Raw genomic sequence first — 17699 nt, 5'->3', positions numbered from 1 at the left:
CCGGCTTTTCGCTCATTTCCCCTTCGACTTCTTCCGCTTCTCTTTCTCCGCCCGGTAAAACTCATGGAACATTTTCATCAATGCGCGTTTTTCAATCCGCGACACATAACTCCTTGAAATGCCGAGCTTATCGAGATGGTATTTATAGACTGAAAGAGCAACTTAAAACTTTATTAAAATAAGAGAAGACCCTCTATAGGGGCCTTAACATTAATAAATTTGACATTTTTTATTTGCGTGCCCATTCATTCCATAAAGGTTCTAAGCTGTTTTTTAGATCTATGAATATCCATGGGTAGAGTGAGAAAAAAATAAGAATAATAACAAAAATATAAGAAGAAAGTTCATTAAACAACACTTTTCTTCTGTTGAAAGAATTGTGTTTATAAATTGGTAATGCATTCTTGCCTGTTGAATAGAATACAAAAAGAGTAAGAATCAACATCCCTGCGCTTCTAAAAATGAAAAAATAAAAAGTAGTAGTATTCCATATACTGAATGTGTATTTAAATAAGTCTATAAGCCAAATTTTAAAGGAGGTGCCTCCTTCAAAATTTACTTTTATATGATCAGCAACTATTTGTAATTCCTGTGGTGCTGAAAAAAACAGCAGACTTAGAAGAATGCAACATAAAATTATTTGCTGGATAAAATTGATGAAGAATTTACTTTTGTCATATAAGTTTGATGTAAGCTTTATGGCAATTGAAAAACGAATAAACTTAATAAACCGGATTATAAAGACAGCCAACAGAATTGCAACAAACCAATAATAGTAACTAGTATAAAATGCACCAAAGATAATGATAGCTATATAAAAAAGAACAATCATAAAATAGTTATCTGAGCCGGGCTCCCTTTTTGCATTGGTGACTTTATCTATTTGATTTTGACTAGGCATGAAAATGTTTATTATATTGATTTTCTTTTTTCCAATATGCACAGAGTTGTTATTGCCTCGTTGAATTATTTTAGTAGGAGTTTCTTTGGTAGCGGCAAACCCTATAATTATTGTTATGATGGTTAACAATGATGCAATAATACTTAGACCGGTATTTGTAAGATCAATCAATAGTTAAACTCCTTCTGTTCTAAAAATGAATTATCAAACATTATTCAATATTCCTCTGCTATTTTTAGAACCTTGAATGCCAAGGACACTCAGAGTTATGTTCGGAAATTTCAGAACTATAGTCAAAAAACTTAATGTTGTTCTTCAAGCTTGTCCATTAAGTCTGTAAATGAATCACAAACATAGCTAATGGAACTTCCCTTATCTTCATTAGCGATCTCATGATCCCAAAAAACAATTACGGGTTCTTGAGAAGACAATCTATAATCAAAACAAAAGAGGTTTCCCCCTGCATCTGTAGCAAAAGGTATGATCTTATCAACTAACCGATCTTTAACATTATCAAGTGTACTAAGGAGATCAATTGGTCGAGTTGGATCTCCTATACTCAGTAAATTGTTTATTGATTCTCGAGAATTTTGGAATGAGACAACCTTTTTATCTATAGGAGAGCATCCATTATGGTCTTTAATGAACTCTCTGTAATCTGTCGGGAACTTGATTTTTAATTTTTCTTCTACCTCTTCGATCTGACTGTTTGTCGCCTCTTTAAAAGTGCTTCGTTTTCTCCATTTAATACTTTGCATTGATTAACCTCCTATTTCTCATCTTTCCCCCAAATTTTATATCCGCCAGTGTGACCAGTTTTAGCATGAATGACTCGATCTACTAGCTCCATTTTTCCAGGAGTTTGATGGTGGTGCCATGTGTATTTCTCTGGTGTTATTCCATCTTGAAGATCAAGTAAATCATCTTCGTTCAAATCAAGCTTCTTAATCAATGATGGATCTTCTTCAATCTGCTTATATAATTGTTTATTTAATTTGTCAAAATGCTGGTCTCTACTTTTTTTAAAGTCGGCTTTATCAAGTGTGAGTGTATGTTTTGATTCGAATATTGGAAATCCGTCTTTATCATAGGGAACTTTTGTTACTGGATGGACATCATTTTTCAAATGACCCATTCTTAAGTTAATGGTCGTTGTTTTGCCCGCACTGTTTTCGTACGTGTATGGTGCAGCTTTAACAAATTGATCATGTTTGGATTGTATTGCTTTTTTTAATATAGACGTATTCTTTACATTATGGGTATTCTCAATATCTTGTGCTATACCTACAAGTGCTAGATCATCTTTATTTCTAGATAAAGAATTTATGTAGTTTTTCCCTACGGTAATCCCTTTGTTTACATGTCTAGTAGCTGCTTTTTCTCCAGCTTCAATCACTTTATCTACTTTGGCAGCACCGGCTTTACCAAGTTTGCTTGTTACTTTCACAGCAGAGCCAACGCCTTTTAGTCCAACAAGGCTCCCGACCACATAGGTAACATAATGAGATCGTGAGTAAGCATCTCCGTTAACCATTTTATCATTCCATGAATCCGCTATGTTTGTCCATATGATTTTTGCATAGGAAGGTGTCTTCAATACAGCTGAAATTGTTTTGGCTAATTTTTGTTCTTCGGAGAGCTGGGAAAACTCCCAAGTCCCGACAGCTAAATCTTTAACGCCAGTCACAGTATCCTTAGCGACATCGTAGAGACCGACTCCAACTCCTTTCAGGACTTCCCATGTGGTTTCACCAACTTCTTCGAGCTGTTGTGCTTGTTCAAGCTGAATCACATATTGTTGCTGGGAAGGTTCAAGATTCTCGTAACCGATCTTCTTCGCAATTTCCAAGTATTCATCCGGATCGGTCACACCGTCAGCGAGCTTTTTCTTCAGATCCTTGATTTCCCGCTCTTTCGCTTCTTCCTTCTTAATCGTCAAATAAGCATCCGAATGTCTTGCAATCTCGCCTTTTTTCTTATGTATGTCACTTTCCCTGTAAGCTTTAGCGTTATAGTGAAGTGGTGTTGCGTTTTCCCCTTTGCCCGTGGCATTTTGGAGCTGCTGAAAATCTGCCTGAATGAAATGTTCATTTGCCTCGGTTTCCGCGTATTCTTTCGTTAGATCGTGATCAAGCTTTCCGAGTTTATGTATGGTATCGTTCCTTTTTTTATCTGCTGATTCCAGCTTTTGATCGACATCTTCTGTAGAGAAAACATCAAGATGGACAATATCGCTTATCTCGTTAAGAATATCCCTCATTTCATTTCGTTGCTCCTGCATGATAGCTTTTGATTTATTCTTCGCATGAATCAGCTCGTGTTCTAAAAATGACTCTTCCACAAACGAATCGGCCAATCCGGCATCAGCTACTTTTCCTGAAATACTGTTAAGAAACGCAATCTTCATATCGATCAAATCAAGCCAGCTGTCAGTAACACCTGCATGGTCTTGAAAGAATGCTTTGATGTTATCAGCACCTTTACCTGAAAACTCACTGTCATCCAAGTCAGCCATTCCCTGAAAAGCTTTCCTGAGATTGATAAATTGTTCTCTAATCTGATCATATTCTTTTGCTCGCTTTTCCGCTGCTGAGATTAACGAGGATGCTTCAAATACTTTCATATCTGTCTCCTTCCCACTTAATCTTATCTAAATTTTACCACATTATATTACATGTAAGAAGCTTCTTCCTTTTGTTAAAGATACTTTCTTTAGGAGATTTGAACTTTAACAAAATCTTAAAATAGGATTAATTCAGTTGATGAAAAATGGAAGAAATGGTTAGGCATTGGTGCATTATCTCTAAGCTTTACTTTGGCTGCATGTGGGTCTGATTCTGCTTCTACAGATAAAACAGATTCAGATAAAGCTAAAACAACAGAGCAAGCAGCAGTTTAGCGGAAGAAGGAGAAAAATCAGTTGACTTACTTGAATACTGAATAGGTGTAAAAAGTGGTTATTCATACGGATTGAAAAAGAAGAACACGCAGCAGATTCACTTGCTCTTGTTTGGGGCAAGTGTTGACAACCCTATACTGGTTTAATTAAAGAAGGAGTATAAAACCTGTATCAATGGTGTTACTAGATATCTGCGACACAGGTTTTATATGTAGGTAACTAATATTCTGATATATGTAACATTGCATTTTTTTATTATGCAATAGTTCACTCTATTTCTGCTTTCAATTTTTCGAACCACTCTAAATTAACCAAGTGATGTGAACGGGAATTTTCATTCATACGGCGAAAGTAATTGATTGTGCCGGGAATTTCTTGAGTGATGGACAGGTATTCATCAAGGAGCTCGATTCGAGTTTTAGTCTGATCGATTTGTGATTGGATCAGATCCAGTAATTTATTTTTGTCGAATTCATCGGCAAAGAGTAACGCCCCATAAAATTGCAGGTTCACATATTCCGATTTGGTGCCGTATTTGATCATTAATTTCTCGAATTCTGCCCTTCCCGAATCTGTGACTTTAAAGTTACGGATTTCACGCCCGCTGGTTGAGGGTTTCTGCTGAATCTGTTCAATCAAACACTTTTCTTCAAGTTGCTGCAGATTGTAATAAAATGAACCTTTCGTGAAGTTAACAATGTATTTGTAATGACGTTTTTCCATTAAAGCCAGAAGTTCATAGCCGTGAGCTCCGGGGTTTTGGATGAGCAAGCCAAGGATAAGTAAGGGAATCATGGTTTCATCTCCTTCGCCATCCGCGCCTCAAATTCCGCGTACGTGATTTTACCCGAAGCCAAATCCATACTATGAAGGTAAATCTGTTCTGTTTTAGAATAGTCACCATGCACTTTCAGTGATTGCTCCTCTCCTGAAATGGGTTTAAGGATATGGTGCTTTTTCGAAAAAGCCTCGAAATAGCGGTAACCGAATTTACGTTGTGAAACTGCGTCTAAATGAATGCCATCAGGATTCGCAGTCAGACCTGCCGCAGTAACAAAATAACAATTCTGTTGTTCATTAGCAAAACGCAGCAATTGTTCATTAACCTGTCGAAATTCAGTCGCGTGCTGTCCAAAACCGGTCTTCCCAAGAAAGTCACCAAGCCCTCCAATAATCAACGGTACCTCATCAAGTTTCAACTCGTTTCTTAGCGTTTCGATGATAAGAGTTAATTTCTCGTAATAAGTTTCATGCAGCGAACGATAACTGTCACTCTCACCTTGGTGCCAAAGGATTCCGCAAATTTGACTGGACTGGAGGGCGAAGCGGGCTTCGGACAAAGCATGCTGAAAAAGGATGCCTTCCGGATGCCAGTCATTCAATGAACTGCCGCCTTCCGCACAGGGGATCAAGCCAATTTCTTCATCGGGATGAGCTTTCGACCATGCATCTGCAAAAGATGCCGCCAGGCCAACGCCGGAAACCGGACGGTCGTAATTAATCGGCTCTGTCATCATCTGCCACTGTCCATTGCGCAGCATTTTTATTTTTTCATTATAGATAGGGTCTACTTCATTCAAAAATCCACGGCCCGCCATATTCGACTGCCCCAACATTAAAAAAGACTTTATCATCTAATTTTTCACTTCTTTACATCAATATTTTAGTCTAATTAGACTATAGTCAATTCAGCTTGTCTTGTAAAGTTTCAACTAGGTTTTATTTTTATTATTAGTATGTATGAAGAACAAACTAACATTGAACATTTGGTGGATGTATTTGAGAATTAGCTAGTTCTTTTGCTTTAGGTCTTGATAAACATGAAAAAACAACAAAAACCCTGTTATGTAAGGGTTACTACGAGGTTCAAAATCATTTTTCATAGGAAATACATTCAATGATGGAGGTGTAGCCCAAATGAAATGGATTGTTAAAAAGGGAGGGCTATGTTGAAGGGGTTAAATATCAATAAAAAATTATTAAAAAGGTTAACGATTGTACCAATTCTATTCATTTGTTATGTTTTATTTTTAAATCCTGAAGTTATACTTGAAGAGCGATGTCCTAAAATGCAGAAAAAGCCGGGATGTCAGATCCGGCTTTTCGCTCACTTTCCCTTCGACTTCTTCCGCCTCTCCTTCTCCGCCCGGTAAAACTCATGAAACATCTTCATCAATGCGCGTTTTTCAATCCGCGACACATAACTCCTTGAAATGCCGAGCTCCTTTGCGATTTCGCGCTGCGTTTTTTCTTTTTTTAGATCAAGCCCGAAGCGGCCGACGATGACTTCTTTTTCGCGGTCGTCTAAAATGTCGATATATTTTTTGACCTTTTCAAGTTCCATGTTGAGCTGAATAGTGTCGATCACATCTTCGCTTTCCGACTTGAGGACATCGATCAGGCTTATTTCATTCCCTTCTTTATCCTGGCCGATCGGATCATGAAGGGAGACGTCTTTTTTCGTTTTTTTCAATGCGCGCAGATGCATTAAAATCTCATTTTCAATACATCGTGCGGCATATGTGGCAAGCTTCGTGCCTTTTCCGGCTGAATAGCTTTCAATTCCTTTGATCAGCCCGATTGTACCGATGGAGATCAGATCTTCTGCGTCCTCTCCCGTGTTTTCGAATTTTTTCACAATATGGGCGACTAAACGGAGATTATGTTCGATCAGCATGTTGCGGGCGTGTTCATCTCCTTCAGCCATAAGGTCTAAGTATTTTTTCTCCTCATTATTTGAGAGCGGTTGTGGAAAGGCATTATTTTTCACGTATGATACTAAAAACACAAGTTCTTTCACAATAAACCCGAGCGCTGCAAAAACACCTGTCACCGTCCTCACCTCCACAAAGTTATGTAGGCAATCGCCTATATGTAACTGTATGTGTCGGTAGGGCTGTTTGTGTCTGTACAGGGAAATTAATCAAAATCGGGTTTTATTTCTCACAGCCTCTTGATTTTTGCTGATTGAGCCTGTATATTGTTAAAAAAAGTAAGGGTAAAAACAATATAACCGAAAAGCGCTGAAGAGACGAGTAGACAGATATCATTCATGACAGAGAGCTCCGGGAGCTGTGAAGGAGTATGAATGGATGTGTTGAAACAAACCTCTTAGCTTCGCATCGGAATCATGCAACACGAGGATGATGCGGCGGATACTCCTGTTACCGAGTAAGCTTTGTACCCGGCATGGCCGGCACCAAACCGAATTGAGGTGGCATAGCGGGCTGTTTCCCGTCCTCAAGACTTTATTGTCTTGAGGGCGTTTTTTATTTCTAAGGGAGGGATAAGATGAAAAACCTGAAGTCTTGGCGGTACCCGATGTTTCTGTTAACCGGAATCGGGATAGCAAATATTGGTGAATGGATCTATTTTTTGTCTCTTAATCTTATTGTCTTAAAAGAAACGGGGTCTGCTTTTGCGGTTTCCATCCTTTATTTAATCAGGCCTGCGGCTGTTTTGATGACAAATGGGTGGGCGGGCAGCATCATCGACCGGTGCAACAAACGGAATATGATGATGTCGCTTGATTTCATCCGGGCTGCATTCATTGCCGTTCTGCCGCTGATGTTTACTGCACGGTCTTTATTTTCCGTTTATTGTATCGTGTTTTTGATTCAAATGGCCAATGCGATGTTTCGACCGTGTTCCATGGCGTATGTGACGATGCTTATCCCGGCTGAAAGGAGAAAACGATTCAATTCACTAAGGGCTTTGTCGGAATCAGGGGCTTTTCTCCTCGGGCCGGCTGCGGCCGGGCTGCTTTTTATCGCCGGCACGCCGATTTTTGCGATTTGGGTGAATGCGGCGGCTTTAGTGCTGTCCGGGTTCATCACGATGATGCTGCCGAACCTTGAAAACGAGCCTCACGTACATTCTCCCGCACAGAAGCTTTCTTTGGCAGTGTACAAAGAAGATTGGAAGCTCGTCTATCGCTTCAGCCGAACGGCGCGAAACGTCATGATCATTTATTTTTTATTCAGTCTGGTCATGAACGTTATGCTATCCGCGCTTGATTCGCTTGAAGCCGCTTTTGCAAAAGAGGTTCTTCAGCTGACTGATGCCGATTACGGTTTTCTCGTCAGTGTCTCAGGGGCAGGCATTATTGTGGGGGCGCTTGTCAATGTGTTCTTTAATAAAAAAATGCCGGCTTCTTTATTGATGGGAATGGGCTCTTTATTCACAGCGGCCGGATATATGATTTATGCGTTTTCTGACGTTTTTTGGACGGCTGCTTTCGGATTTTTCCTTCTCGCTTTTTTTCTGGCATTTGCCAATACAGGCTTTCTGACGTTTTATCAAAAGAATGTTCCGGTGGACATCATGGGGAGAGTGGGGAGCTTTTATTCATTAGTCGAAGCTGTCTTCATTATAGTGGTAACGGCGGTTTTCGGAGCGGCTTCTGTCAGTTCGTCCGTCCGCGGCATCGTCATCGCAGGCGCTGCTGTTATGCTGGCGTTGGCAGCCGTTTTATGTTCGTTCTTATTTGCGGCCGCAAAAAGGAGGACTCCTGATGTATTTCAAGCGGATCAATGTAAACAAACATAAAGAGACGGCCGTTTCATTTCGTGAGGATTCGTTTTTCGTCAGCTTTTCAGAGCGAAGGGTGTTTCGGAATATCACCTGAGAGTTTCGGGGGCAATGAAGCGGCTCTGTCATTTTACAGAAAGAAAAACATGGAAGTGATCGGTTCAGAATGTAACAGAAAAGTTCTCAGAATGAGAGGAGCCGTACCGCCGGAATAGGGGGCGGTACGCGCTTCATTTTTTCGTTGTTTTTAAAAGGCCGGGAAACTTCTTATAAATGACCGCCATTAAGACGAGCATATACATTCCGTAAATCCCGAAAGACAGCAGTTTGTTGCTTGTAAATGAAGCGCCTGCGACGGTCACGATCACAATGTTCGGAATTTTGCCGAGCACCGACGCAGAAAAAAAGATCGGCCATCGGATATGACTCAGCCCGCAGACGGTATTCATGGCAAGCGACGGTATAATCGGAATCAGCCGTCCGAAAAGCACCGCCGTAAACGCGTGCTGATGAAATGAATCTTCATATTGGGCCGCGGCCGGGTAAGCCAGCAGCTTTTTTCTGGCCCAGTCTCTGAATCCGTACCGGACGAGAAAAAACAATGCCATTGTTCCGAGCATCGCGCCTGACAATGTAATCCACACCCCATTTACAATCCCAAAAACCGCTCCGTTTAAGGCCGCGATAATGGCGAATGGAACAATCGGAAAAAATACGTCAGCTGCGACCAGCAGGATACTCATAAGCACGGCGTACATGCCCCCCGCGCGAATCATGCTGAGCCAGACGTCTTTTTGCATAAAGCCGATCATCACGACAGCAATGATGACGGCAAGACTGAATCCCTTTTTTATCATCTGCACGTTCACCTCTTTTCAATTAGTATACAGCACAAATCTATCTCCTTCTATTAAAATAAGCTGTCCGATAAGCATATTTGTTTATCAGCATTTGCCGTTTGATGAGAAACGGCTGCACTCGGATTTGGACAAAAACAAGCGGGAAGCGGGTGATGTGCATCATTTGATGCAGAGAATGATTTTTTATAAAAGGGGACACGTTAACAGTAGTGTTTACTGGAGGTGTAAACGTTGAGATGCTTTCATCTGATCATCATGATATGCGTCCTCACGAGTCTCACTGCCGTGTCCGCCGATGCGAAATCTTTAAAAAGAAGTGACATGGAGAAGACGGGAAACGTGTACTGGGATATAAGGTCTGAAAAAAAGAAACTATCTTTAACCTTCGATGACGGCCCCCATCCTGTCTATACGGAAGCTGTGTTAGACGTGCTGAAACAGCACAATGTGAAAGCAACCTTTTTTTGTGTCGGGAGCCGTATAGACAAATACCCCATAACGGCAAAACGCATCGTTGAAGAAGGGCATGAAATCGGCAACCATACGATGAACCATGTTTATTTTCACCGTCTGAAACGCAAAGACATTTTAAAAGAGCTTCACAGCTCCGCGCATCATATCACATCGCTTCAGCCGGAAGGAGACAAGTTATTCCGCCCGCCGGGAGGGTCGCTGAATCATACGGCTTTCAAAAGCATCTTAAAAGAGGGCTATCATATCATCATGTGGTCATGGAACCAAGACCCGAGAGACTGGAAAAGGCCCGGGAAAGGGAAAATCGTCAGGCACGTTGTTTCACATGCCAGAGATGGAGATATCGTTCTTCTGCATGATGGCGGTGGAAACCGGCGCCAGACGGTTGAGGCTTTGAAAGAAATCATTCCCAAGCTGAAAAAGCAGGGCTACACGTTTGTTAAGGTTTCGGATTTGATCGGACAGGATTCCGGTCCTTTTCATATCCAGTAAAGAGCGCCGCGTTGAAAGCCGCCAAAGAGATGTGTACCATAGGAGGTAAGGTTTGGGGGGAGAGAAAATGAAGTTTGCTGTTCTTTTTATTACGATAATCTGTCTGTTATCAGGATGCGCCGCGGGCAAAGAGAAAAGTGTTGTCGCGTTCGGCGACAGCAATACGCGCGGTTCCAACTGGGATTATCGTGATTATCCGAAGGCGCAGCAGTGGGTAAACATGTTAAAAACAGCGGAACGCGGCCGTCTTACGGTTATAAATGCGGGAATAGGCGGCCAGACGACTGAGGATGCGCGCCTGCGCTTTCAAAGCGACGTGCTGAACCGTAAGCCCCAATATTTATTTATCATGTTCGGAACAAATGATGCGGGAATTTTGACGGGCGATCAGCCGCGGGTATCAAAGAAACGGTTTAAAGAAAACCTGACTTATTTCATAAACGAAAGCAGAAATCACGGCATAAAGCCGATTTTAATGACGTGCATCCCGGTTATAGAAGGAAACGGAACGCATCATCTCTATTACTATTCGAGATATAAAGCCTCAGCCTTTAAAGAAAAAGGCGGCGCGAGAAAATGGCATAATTCCTATAACGGCGTTACGAGGCAGGTTGCAGCTGAGTTGAAAGTGCCGCTGGTGGATAACTGGAAACACTTTATACGCGCGGACGGCGGCAAAGATACAGACCGGGCGCTGATCCAATCCGGACTGATAGATCCCTCCGGAAATCATATGACGCCAAAAGGCGCCAGAATCTTAATTGAAGGCATAAAAAATGGGCGGGTTTTGGAACGCTGACGCCGTCAGCTGCCTAAACCGTTTTGCTTCTGCTTCATAGGCTGTAGAAAAAACATCTTTTTGGAGGCGATTGCTATGAACCGCGGTTTCCCTCCGCAACATCCTGTATGCCCGCCTCCTCGGGTGAATGCGGGGTACTGGTACGCATTTTTTGTTGTGCTGCTCGTCGTCATTCTCGTCCTGGGCGGTCTGTATTGGTTCAATATATAGCAGCCGTCCTCTTAAACACCTCTATTTTAGGGGTGTTTTTTGTTGAAAGTGGTAGTAATGCGCATAACCGAAGTGATATAATATCAGTCATCTGAGTAAAAAAAGGAAATTCGCCCGGAAATTTTTTTCTGTTTAAGAGGAAACGGAAATAATGTGTCCGAGCGATCTTCTTTTGATTTCGTTTTCAATTAACTCGATAAATTCACGGCTCAAATTCATTTCAGTGGCTTTGAAATAAGATTCTATTAGTAATTCATCAGAAAGCTTTCTCATGCCGGGGACCCAATTAATGGGAGTGGCACCTCCTTACAATTGTAATCAATCATCAGACGCAAGCATATGATGGAAGGTTGCGTTTCAATCATGGTGAGGTTATCTTTAATCTACCATGAAATACAAATAAGAACAATCGTTCTGTTATCCACACTCGTAAGTGGATAACTTGTTAGTATCTTGTTTATAATCTGGATAAATCCGGATGTAATAAGAGTGGATAATGTGTGTAATTTTATCCACAACTGGTGAAGAAACCCAATTTTTGTCGAAATTTTTTTACCGAGTCCGACTTTGTTTTTAAATCTGACAGGTTTCGACATATAGATGATAGAAAGAAAAGGAAGGGTGCGGGTTTTGTTAAAAAAGTTTTTTTTACCTGACGAATTTGTGAAAAATATATTTCATATCACACCGGAAAAGCTCAAAGAACGCAATGTGAAAGGGATTATTACAGACCTTGACAACACGCTTGTGGAGTGGGACAGACCGAGTGCGACACCTCGATTAATCGAGTGGTTTGAAGAAATGAAGGAGCACGGCATTAAAGTCACGATCGTCTCCAATAATAATGAACGAAGAGTGAAATTATTCTCGGAGCCGCTTGGCATACCGTTTATTTATAAGGCAAGAAAACCGATGGGACGCGCCTTTAAAAGAGCCGTCAGCAGCATGGATCTGAAAAAAGAAGACTGTGTGGTCATCGGCGATCAGCTGCTTACTGATGTTCTCGGCGGAAACAGAAACGGGTATCATACGATCCTCGTCGTGCCTGTCGCTTCCTCTGACGGAGTCATGACGCGCTTTAACCGCCGGATTGAACGGAGAATATTGAGTTCTTTGAAACGTAAAGGCCATATTCAGTGGGAGGATTAGAAATGGAAAAGGTTGTTTGCATCGGCTGCGGAGTAGCGATCCAGACCGAGGATAAACAAGGTCTCGGATACGCGCCAAAGGCATCGCTCACGAAAGAGAATGTCATCTGCCAGCGCTGTTTCAGACTGAAAAATTACAATGAAATTCAAGATGTTTCATTAACGGATGATGACTTTTTAAATATCTTGCACACAATCGGCGATACTGACTCTCTTATTGTCAAAGTCGTTGATATTTTTGATTTTAACGGAAGCTGGATAAACGGGCTGAACCGCTTTGTCGGCGGTAATCCGATCATTCTTGTCGGTAATAAGGCCGATATCCTGCCGAAATCCGTAAAACGGGAACGCCTCGTTCAATGGATGAAACGCGAAGCGAAAGAATACGGCTTAAAACCCCTTGATGTCTTTTTAATCAGCGCTTCCCGCGGACAAGGGATGAAGGAAGTCATTGACGCCATTGAACATTACCGCGAAGGCCGCGATGTGTATGTGGTGGGCTGTACCAATGTCGGCAAATCCACATTTATCAACCGGATTATTAAAGAGGTCTCAGGGGAAGAGAATATTATTACCACCTCTCAATTTCCGGGCACGACGCTTGACGCGATTGAAATCCCGCTCGATGACGGATCTGCGCTTTATGATACGCCGGGAATCATTAACCATCACCAGATGGCGCATTACGTGGACAAGCGTGACTTAAAGGTGCTGACACCGAAAAAAGAACTGAAGCCGCGCACTTTTCAGCTGAATGAAAAACAAACGCTTTATTTCGGCGGGCTTGCCCGGTTTGACTATGTATCAGGCGATAAAACGGCGTTTGTCTGCTATATGCCGAATGAATTGATGATTCACAGAACAAAGCTTGAAAATGCTGATGCCTTATACGAAAAGCATGCGGGAGAACTGCTTACCCCGCCCGGAAAAGATCATTTGGATGAATTTCCGGAGCTTACGCCTCACACGTTTACGATTAAAGAAGGAAAGACGGATATCGTTTTTTCCGGTCTCGGCTGGGTCACGGTGCAGCAAGCAGATAAAAAAATAACGGCATACGCTCCGAAAGGCGTACACGTATTTGTCCGCCGTTCATTAATATAGAGAGAAGGGGAGAGGGAGCATGAAACAATTGTACGGAGTAATCGGAAATCCGATCGGGCATTCAATGTCACCCGATATTCATAACGCGGCTTTGCAAGATAAAAACATCAACGGGCAGTATTTTGCGTTTCAAGTGGAACCCCATCATCTCAAGGACGCCGTTAACGGAATCAAGGCGCTTGGCATCTGCGGAGTGAACGTCACAGTCCCGCATAAAGTCGCGATCATGGAGCATCTGGATGAAATACATGAAAGCGCGAAAGTACTTGGGGCCGTAAATACCGTCAAAAGAGAGGGAGACAGGCTCATCGGGTATAATACTGACGGAGATGGGTTTTATAAATCCTTAGTCAAAGTATTGGACAAACCGATATCAGAGCTCTCCATCCTCATGATTGGGGCGGGAGGAGCGGCAAGAGCGATTTTTACGACGATCGTCCGCAGAGAGCCGAAACAATTTGACGTTTGCAACCGCACGCCGGAAAAAGCAGAAAGTCTGATTGCGGCTGCTCCCTCTTTTCAGCAGAAACGCGCCCTTACTTTAAAAGAAGCTGAAAATCAGCTTGAACAATATGACGTCATTATTCATACAACATCTGTCGGCATGTATCCGAAAACGGATGCCGTGCCGCTCTCATTGGAACGGGCCAAAAAGGGCGCCATCGTTTGTGATATCGTATACAACCCGATTCAAACGGCGTTCTTAAAAGAAGCTGAAAAAAGAGGTTTAACAACCCTTGACGGTGTCGGCATGTTTGTGGAACAGGCCGCACTGTCTTTCAAGCTGTGGACGGAACAAGAGCCTGACAGCGGCTTAATGAGAGCGATTGTTGAAGGAAAACTAGGAGGAACACAATGTTAACAGGAAAACAAAAACGGTTTTTGCGTTCAAAAGCGCATCATTTAACGCCTATTTTTCAAGTGGGAAAAGGCGGAGTCAACGAAAACATGGTGAAACAGATTGCCGAGGCTTTAGAAGCAAGAGAGCTGATTAAAGTCAGCGTGCTTCAAAACTGCGAAGACGATAAAAATGATGTCGCAGAAGCCCTTGTGAAAGGCAGCCGCTCACAATTGGTGCAGACGATCGGAAATACGATCGTATTGTATAAGGAATCAAAGGAAAATAAACAAATCGAGCTTCCGTAAGGTGGTTAACATGAAGAAAATCGGAATATTCGGGGGCACATTTGACCCTCCGCACAACGGACATCTTCTGATGGCTAATGAAGTCCTTCATCAGGCGGAGCTCGATGAGATTTGGTTTATGCCAAATAAAATCCCTCCGCATAAGCAGAATGAAGACTTTACAGACAGCCGGCACCGGGTGGAGATGCTGAAGCTTGCCATCAGCTCCAATTCCGGCTTTAAGCTTGAGCTTGCGGAAATGGACCGGAAAGGCCCTTCTTATACCTATGATACCGTCCGTTTGCTGAAGGAGCGGCACCCGAACGACAAGCTTTTCTTTATTATCGGGGCGGATATGATTGAATATCTGCCGAAATGGTACAAACTGGACGAACTGCTCACGCTCATTCAATTTATCGGAGTGCGGCGCCCGGGGTATCATATTGAGACCCCGTACCCGCTGCTTTTTGCCGACGTTCCGGAATTTGACGTTTCGTCAACGATGCTGAGAGAACGTCTCAAAGCAAAAAAGCCGACGCAATACTTAATGCCGGATAAAGTGAGGCAGTATATAGAGGAGAATGATTTATATGAATCGTGAGGAAGCACTTGCCTGCGTCAAAGAGCAGCTGACCGAGCATCGCTACATCCACACAATCGGCGTGACAGATACGGCGGTTATTCTCGCAGGCCGGTTCGGAGCAGACCCGAAAAAAGCGGAAATGGCGGCTATTTTTCATGATTATGCGAAATTCCGGCCGAAAGAAGAAATGAAGCAGATCATCGTGCGGGAAAAAATGCCGGCTGAGCTCTTGGATTACAATGCCGAGCTGTGGCATGCCCCTGTGGGAGCGTATCTGGTTGAGAAAGAAGCGGGGATCACTGATCCTGAGATCTTGGATGCAATCCGCTATCACACGTCAGGGCGTCCCGGAATGACCCTTTTAGACAAAGTCATTTACGTTGCGGATTACATTGAACCCGGCCGCCATTTTCCCGGAGTGGAAGAGGTGCGCCGTCTGGCGGAAACGGATCTGAACGAAGCGCTCATACAAGCAATGAAAAATACAATGATATTTCTGATGAAAAAAAACCAGCCGGTCTTTCCGGAGACGTTTGCAACCTATAACTGGCTGGTGTCTCAAAATTGACAGGAGGAATTTGAAGAATGAATCAAGCTTCCGTATTAAAAATCGCGGCAAAAGCATGCGACGATAAACGTGCAGAAGATATTTTAGCGCTGGACATGGAAGGAATCTCACTTATAGCGGATTACTTTTTAATCTGCCACGGGAATTCTGATAAGCAGGTTCAGGCAATTGCGCGTGAAATTAAAGATCAGGCAGAAGAAAACGGCATTGATGTCAAAAAGATGGAAGGGTTTGATGAGGCCCGCTGGATTTTAGTTGATCTCGGCGACGTCATTGTCCACGTTTTCCATAAAGATGAAAGAAGCTACTACAATCTTGAAAAGCTATGGGGCGACGCGCCGCTCGCAGAGCTTGAGCTCGGCTTGAACTCATGATTTACCAAGGCTTCGCCGGCGTATATGACGAGTTAATGTCACATGCGCCGTATGATGAATGGGCGGGCTGGATCGAAGCGTCTCTTCCGGAAAAGGGAAGGGTGCTTGATCTTGCCTGCGGAACCGGAGAAATATCCATCAGGCTTGCTGAAAAAGGCTGCGAAGTCACGGGGATTGATTTGAGTGAAGATATGCTGAGCTGTGCCCAGCAGAAAAAAACGGGAAAGCCGATTCTTTTTCTCCAGCAGGATATGAGAGAGCTTTCCGGTTTTGAAGAACAGTTTGATGCTGTAGTCATCTGCTTTGATTCCCTAAATTACTTAAAAACGAAAAATGATGTCTTAAGCACCTTCAAAAGTGTTTTTCAAGTTTTGAAGGAGGGCGGCCTGCTTCTGTTTGACGTCCATTCCCCATTTAAAATGACGGAGCTTTTTCCGGACAGCACCCATGCGGATCAGGATGAGCAGATCAGCTATATCTGGCAAAGCTTTGCCGGCGATGAAGAGCTTTCTGTCATCCATGATATGTCCTTTTTCGTATGGAACGGACAATCTTATGACCGCTATGACGAGACGCATGAGCAAAAAACATTTTACATTGAAGAATATGAACAAATGCTTGCAGAGACCGGATTTGAACTGAAGAAGGTGACGGCTGATTTTACAGACCGGCCTCCTTCAACAGAGTCTGAACGTCTTTTCTTCACGGCAGGCAAACCAAAAACCATCGTTTAAACGGAACGATGGTTTTTAAAATGCATTTTTTTCGATTGGCGCGGTAAAGCACTTTATGGCATACTCAGTTACACGTGAAATTGCTTCTTCACTAACGATATATCTTCATCGTATTTGTCATGTGTACGCTGAAAGACACGGTTGAACATATCCTGAACACCGCTTTCGAGAGCCTTCAGTCCTTCTCCGGTGACGCCGCCTTTTACGCATACTTTTTCCTGCAAGGCGGGAAGCGTGTAATGCCCTGTTTCAAGAAGCTTTCCGAGACCGACAAGCATTTCCGTCGACATAATTACTGCTTCTTCTTTGGTGATGCCCGTTTCTTCCACTGCCGCGTCAATAAAGCGCTGAACGAGATAACTCATAAAAGCGGGCCCGCAGCTGACAATGTCTGACGCCGCTCTTGTAATGCCGCTGCTGATTTCTACAGGTTTTGAGATATGAGTGAACAGCGTTTCAATATCCACTTTTGCAGACTCGCTGCAGCTTTTGCCGAACGTAACAAGCGAGACGCCGGCCAAGGCGCGGTTCGTAATGCTCGGAATGACGCGGACCGTCTGACACGGAACCGTATGTTCAATCTGATCCGTCTGAACGGGACTGGTAATGGAGATTAAAATGTGATCTTTCCGTAAATGCGGTGTGAGTTTCTTCAGCAAAGGATATATATCCAGCGGTTTTACACAAATGAATATTATTTCATTTTCCTGTACGAGCTTTTCCTGATCCTCGGTGACATGGATGCCTCTGAAACGTTCTTTTAGTTTTAATGCTTTTTCGATTGTTCTGTTTGTGATGGTGATATGTGAGGGATCGGCAGCGTTTGATTCGATAAACGATTCAATCAGGATCGTTCCCATGTTTCCGGTGCCGATAAAGCCTATTTTCAATGAATTCC

Annotated in this window: 21 protein-coding genes and 1 pseudogene; 12 read left to right on the top strand and 10 right to left on the bottom strand. The window is 42.9% G+C overall.

The window, feature by feature from the left end; translation table 11 throughout:
* Positions 1-12: 12 nt before the first annotated feature.
* The 7 genes and pseudogenes from RUW00_RS07435 to sigK form a co-directional block, all read right to left on the bottom strand.
* A pseudogene (locus tag RUW00_RS07435) lies at positions 13-129 on the bottom strand (sigma factor-like helix-turn-helix DNA-binding protein); the annotation flags it as partial.
* A gap of 100 nt (positions 130-229) precedes the next feature.
* Positions 230-1072: a hypothetical protein gene (locus RUW00_RS07430; protein ID WP_003152826.1), complete on the bottom strand. Its 843-nt coding sequence runs from the start codon at positions 1070-1072 to the stop codon at positions 230-232.
* A 131-nt stretch (positions 1073-1203) separates the two neighbouring features.
* Positions 1204-1659 carry an SMI1/KNR4 family protein gene (locus tag RUW00_RS07425; RefSeq protein WP_003152829.1) on the bottom strand — a complete coding sequence of 152 codons (456 nt, stop codon included), beginning with the start codon at positions 1657-1659 and terminating at the stop codon, positions 1204-1206.
* Between the two features lie 11 nt (positions 1660-1670).
* Positions 1671-3524 carry a T7SS effector LXG polymorphic toxin gene (locus RUW00_RS07420; protein WP_280145330.1) on the bottom strand — a complete coding sequence of 618 codons (1854 nt, stop codon included), beginning with the start codon at positions 3522-3524 and terminating at the stop codon, positions 1671-1673.
* A gap of 543 nt (positions 3525-4067) precedes the next feature.
* Positions 4068-4595 (bottom strand): PadR family transcriptional regulator, encoded by a 528-nt coding sequence (locus tag RUW00_RS07415; RefSeq protein WP_065180886.1) that lies wholly within the window; start codon positions 4593-4595, stop codon positions 4068-4070.
* Positions 4592-5434 (bottom strand): sialate O-acetylesterase, encoded by an 843-nt coding sequence (locus RUW00_RS07410; RefSeq protein WP_280145329.1) that lies wholly within the window; start codon positions 5432-5434, stop codon positions 4592-4594. Before RUW00_RS07410 ends, RUW00_RS07415 begins: the two co-directional genes overlap by 4 nt.
* 473 nt (positions 5435-5907) lie before the next feature.
* Positions 5908-6633: an RNA polymerase sporulation sigma factor SigK gene (gene sigK, locus RUW00_RS07405; RefSeq protein ID WP_315956560.1), complete on the bottom strand. Its 726-nt coding sequence runs from the start codon at positions 6631-6633 to the stop codon at positions 5908-5910.
* Positions 6634-7091: 458 nt separating this feature from the next.
* Between sigK and RUW00_RS07400 the strand changes: the two genes are divergently transcribed.
* Positions 7092-8348, top strand: coding sequence for an MFS transporter (locus RUW00_RS07400; RefSeq protein ID WP_280145328.1), 1257 nt, complete (start codon positions 7092-7094; stop codon positions 8346-8348).
* Positions 8349-8560: 212 nt separating this feature from the next.
* Here RUW00_RS07400 and RUW00_RS07395 read toward each other — a convergent pair whose 3' ends face one another.
* Positions 8561-9187 (bottom strand): TVP38/TMEM64 family protein, encoded by a 627-nt coding sequence (locus tag RUW00_RS07395; protein ID WP_014418428.1) that lies wholly within the window; start codon positions 9185-9187, stop codon positions 8561-8563.
* A 234-nt stretch (positions 9188-9421) separates the two neighbouring features.
* Here RUW00_RS07395 and RUW00_RS07390 point away from each other — a divergent pair, with 234 nt between their 5' ends.
* From RUW00_RS07390 to RUW00_RS07380, 3 genes are all read left to right on the top strand, one after another.
* Positions 9422-10156, top strand: coding sequence for a polysaccharide deacetylase family protein (locus RUW00_RS07390; protein ID WP_267543310.1), 735 nt, complete (start codon positions 9422-9424; stop codon positions 10154-10156).
* Positions 10157-10223: 67 nt separating this feature from the next.
* A complete protein-coding gene (locus tag RUW00_RS07385; protein ID WP_014418426.1) occupies positions 10224-10955 on the top strand; it encodes an SGNH/GDSL hydrolase family protein in 732 nt (243 codons plus the stop codon).
* 75 nt (positions 10956-11030) lie between these two features.
* Complete coding sequence (locus RUW00_RS07380) at positions 11031-11165, top strand: hypothetical protein (RefSeq protein WP_254894354.1); 135 nt, start codon at positions 11031-11033, stop codon at positions 11163-11165.
* A 132-nt stretch (positions 11166-11297) separates the two neighbouring features.
* Here the strand turns inward: RUW00_RS07380 and sda are convergent, their stop codons facing one another.
* Positions 11298-11438: a sporulation histidine kinase inhibitor Sda gene (gene sda / locus RUW00_RS07375; RefSeq protein WP_014418425.1), complete on the bottom strand. Its 141-nt coding sequence runs from the start codon at positions 11436-11438 to the stop codon at positions 11298-11300.
* Positions 11439-11795: 357 nt separating this feature from the next.
* Between sda and RUW00_RS07370 the strand changes: the two genes are divergently transcribed.
* Genes RUW00_RS07370 through RUW00_RS07335 form a run of 8 tightly spaced genes read left to right on the top strand, consistent with a single transcriptional unit; the run spans position 11796 to position 16801 of the window.
* Positions 11796-12314: a YqeG family HAD IIIA-type phosphatase gene (locus RUW00_RS07370; protein ID WP_007408254.1), complete on the top strand. Its 519-nt coding sequence runs from the start codon at positions 11796-11798 to the stop codon at positions 12312-12314.
* 2 nt (positions 12315-12316) lie between these two features.
* Positions 12317-13417: a ribosome biogenesis GTPase YqeH gene (gene yqeH / locus RUW00_RS07365; RefSeq protein WP_014418423.1), complete on the top strand. Its 1101-nt coding sequence runs from the start codon at positions 12317-12319 to the stop codon at positions 13415-13417.
* 19 nt (positions 13418-13436) lie between these two features.
* On the top strand, positions 13437-14279 hold the full coding sequence (gene aroE / locus RUW00_RS07360; protein WP_280145327.1) for a shikimate dehydrogenase: 843 nt from the start codon (positions 13437-13439) through the stop codon (positions 14277-14279).
* Positions 14273-14563 carry a ribosome assembly RNA-binding protein YhbY gene (gene yhbY, locus RUW00_RS07355; protein ID WP_003152858.1) on the top strand — a complete coding sequence of 97 codons (291 nt, stop codon included), beginning with the start codon at positions 14273-14275 and terminating at the stop codon, positions 14561-14563. Before aroE ends, yhbY begins: the two co-directional genes overlap by 7 nt.
* A 10-nt stretch (positions 14564-14573) precedes the next feature.
* Complete coding sequence (locus RUW00_RS07350) at positions 14574-15143, top strand: nicotinate-nucleotide adenylyltransferase (RefSeq protein WP_007408258.1); 570 nt, start codon at positions 14574-14576, stop codon at positions 15141-15143.
* On the top strand, positions 15133-15693 hold the full coding sequence (gene yqeK, locus RUW00_RS07345; protein WP_095272450.1) for a bis(5'-nucleosyl)-tetraphosphatase (symmetrical) YqeK: 561 nt from the start codon (positions 15133-15135) through the stop codon (positions 15691-15693). The genes RUW00_RS07350 and yqeK overlap by 11 nt, the downstream gene beginning before the upstream one ends.
* Positions 15694-15710: 17 nt before the next feature.
* Positions 15711-16067: a ribosome silencing factor gene (gene rsfS / locus RUW00_RS07340; RefSeq protein WP_007408260.1), complete on the top strand. Its 357-nt coding sequence runs from the start codon at positions 15711-15713 to the stop codon at positions 16065-16067.
* Positions 16064-16801 (top strand): class I SAM-dependent DNA methyltransferase, encoded by a 738-nt coding sequence (locus RUW00_RS07335; RefSeq protein ID WP_280145326.1) that lies wholly within the window; start codon positions 16064-16066, stop codon positions 16799-16801. The genes rsfS and RUW00_RS07335 overlap by 4 nt, the downstream gene beginning before the upstream one ends.
* Positions 16802-16869: 68 nt before the next feature.
* Here RUW00_RS07335 and comER read toward each other — a convergent pair whose 3' ends face one another.
* On the bottom strand, positions 16870-17691 hold the full coding sequence (comER, locus tag RUW00_RS07330; protein WP_029973401.1) for a late competence protein ComER: 822 nt from the start codon (positions 17689-17691) through the stop codon (positions 16870-16872).
* Between the last annotated feature and the right edge of the window lie 8 nt (positions 17692-17699).

It is taken from the genome of Bacillus sp. IS1 (assembly GCF_032461585.1).
In the GTDB taxonomy this organism is placed as follows: domain Bacteria; phylum Bacillota; class Bacilli; order Bacillales; family Bacillaceae; genus Bacillus; species Bacillus velezensis.
The sequence above is the reverse complement of the archived record's forward strand: the minus strand, read 5'-3'. Positions and strand labels throughout refer to the sequence as shown.

Bases quoted from the DNA above. Each gene is read 5' to 3' on its own strand.
- RUW00_RS07425 (WP_003152829.1), bottom strand. From the start codon at position 1,659: ATGCAAAGTATTAAATGGAGAAAACGAAGCACTTTTAAAGAGGCGACA.
- yqeK (WP_095272450.1), top strand. From the start codon at position 15,133: ATGAATCGTGAGGAAGCACTTGCCTGCGTCAAAGAGCAGCTGACCGAG.
- RUW00_RS07385 (WP_014418426.1), top strand. From the start codon at position 10,224: ATGAAGTTTGCTGTTCTTTTTATTACGATAATCTGTCTGTTATCAGGA.
- RUW00_RS07335 (WP_280145326.1), top strand. From the start codon at position 16,064: ATGATTTACCAAGGCTTCGCCGGCGTATATGACGAGTTAATGTCACAT.
- sda (WP_014418425.1), bottom strand. From the start codon at position 11,438: ATGAGAAAGCTTTCTGATGAATTACTAATAGAATCTTATTTCAAAGCC.
- RUW00_RS07350 (WP_007408258.1), top strand. From the start codon at position 14,574: ATGAAGAAAATCGGAATATTCGGGGGCACATTTGACCCTCCGCACAAC.
- RUW00_RS07400 (WP_280145328.1), top strand. From the start codon at position 7,092: ATGAAAAACCTGAAGTCTTGGCGGTACCCGATGTTTCTGTTAACCGGA.
- RUW00_RS07420 (WP_280145330.1), bottom strand. From the start codon at position 3,524: ATGAAAGTATTTGAAGCATCCTCGTTAATCTCAGCAGCGGAAAAGCGA.
- yqeH (WP_014418423.1), top strand. From the start codon at position 12,317: ATGGAAAAGGTTGTTTGCATCGGCTGCGGAGTAGCGATCCAGACCGAG.
- RUW00_RS07395 (WP_014418428.1), bottom strand. From the start codon at position 9,187: ATGATAAAAAAGGGATTCAGTCTTGCCGTCATCATTGCTGTCGTGATG.
- rsfS (WP_007408260.1), top strand. From the start codon at position 15,711: ATGAATCAAGCTTCCGTATTAAAAATCGCGGCAAAAGCATGCGACGAT.
- aroE (WP_280145327.1), top strand. From the start codon at position 13,437: ATGAAACAATTGTACGGAGTAATCGGAAATCCGATCGGGCATTCAATG.
- yhbY (WP_003152858.1), top strand. From the start codon at position 14,273: ATGTTAACAGGAAAACAAAAACGGTTTTTGCGTTCAAAAGCGCATCAT.
- RUW00_RS07415 (WP_065180886.1), bottom strand. From the start codon at position 4,595: ATGATTCCCTTACTTATCCTTGGCTTGCTCATCCAAAACCCCGGAGCT.
- RUW00_RS07380 (WP_254894354.1), top strand. From the start codon at position 11,031: ATGAACCGCGGTTTCCCTCCGCAACATCCTGTATGCCCGCCTCCTCGG.
- RUW00_RS07410 (WP_280145329.1), bottom strand. From the start codon at position 5,434: ATGATAAAGTCTTTTTTAATGTTGGGGCAGTCGAATATGGCGGGCCGT.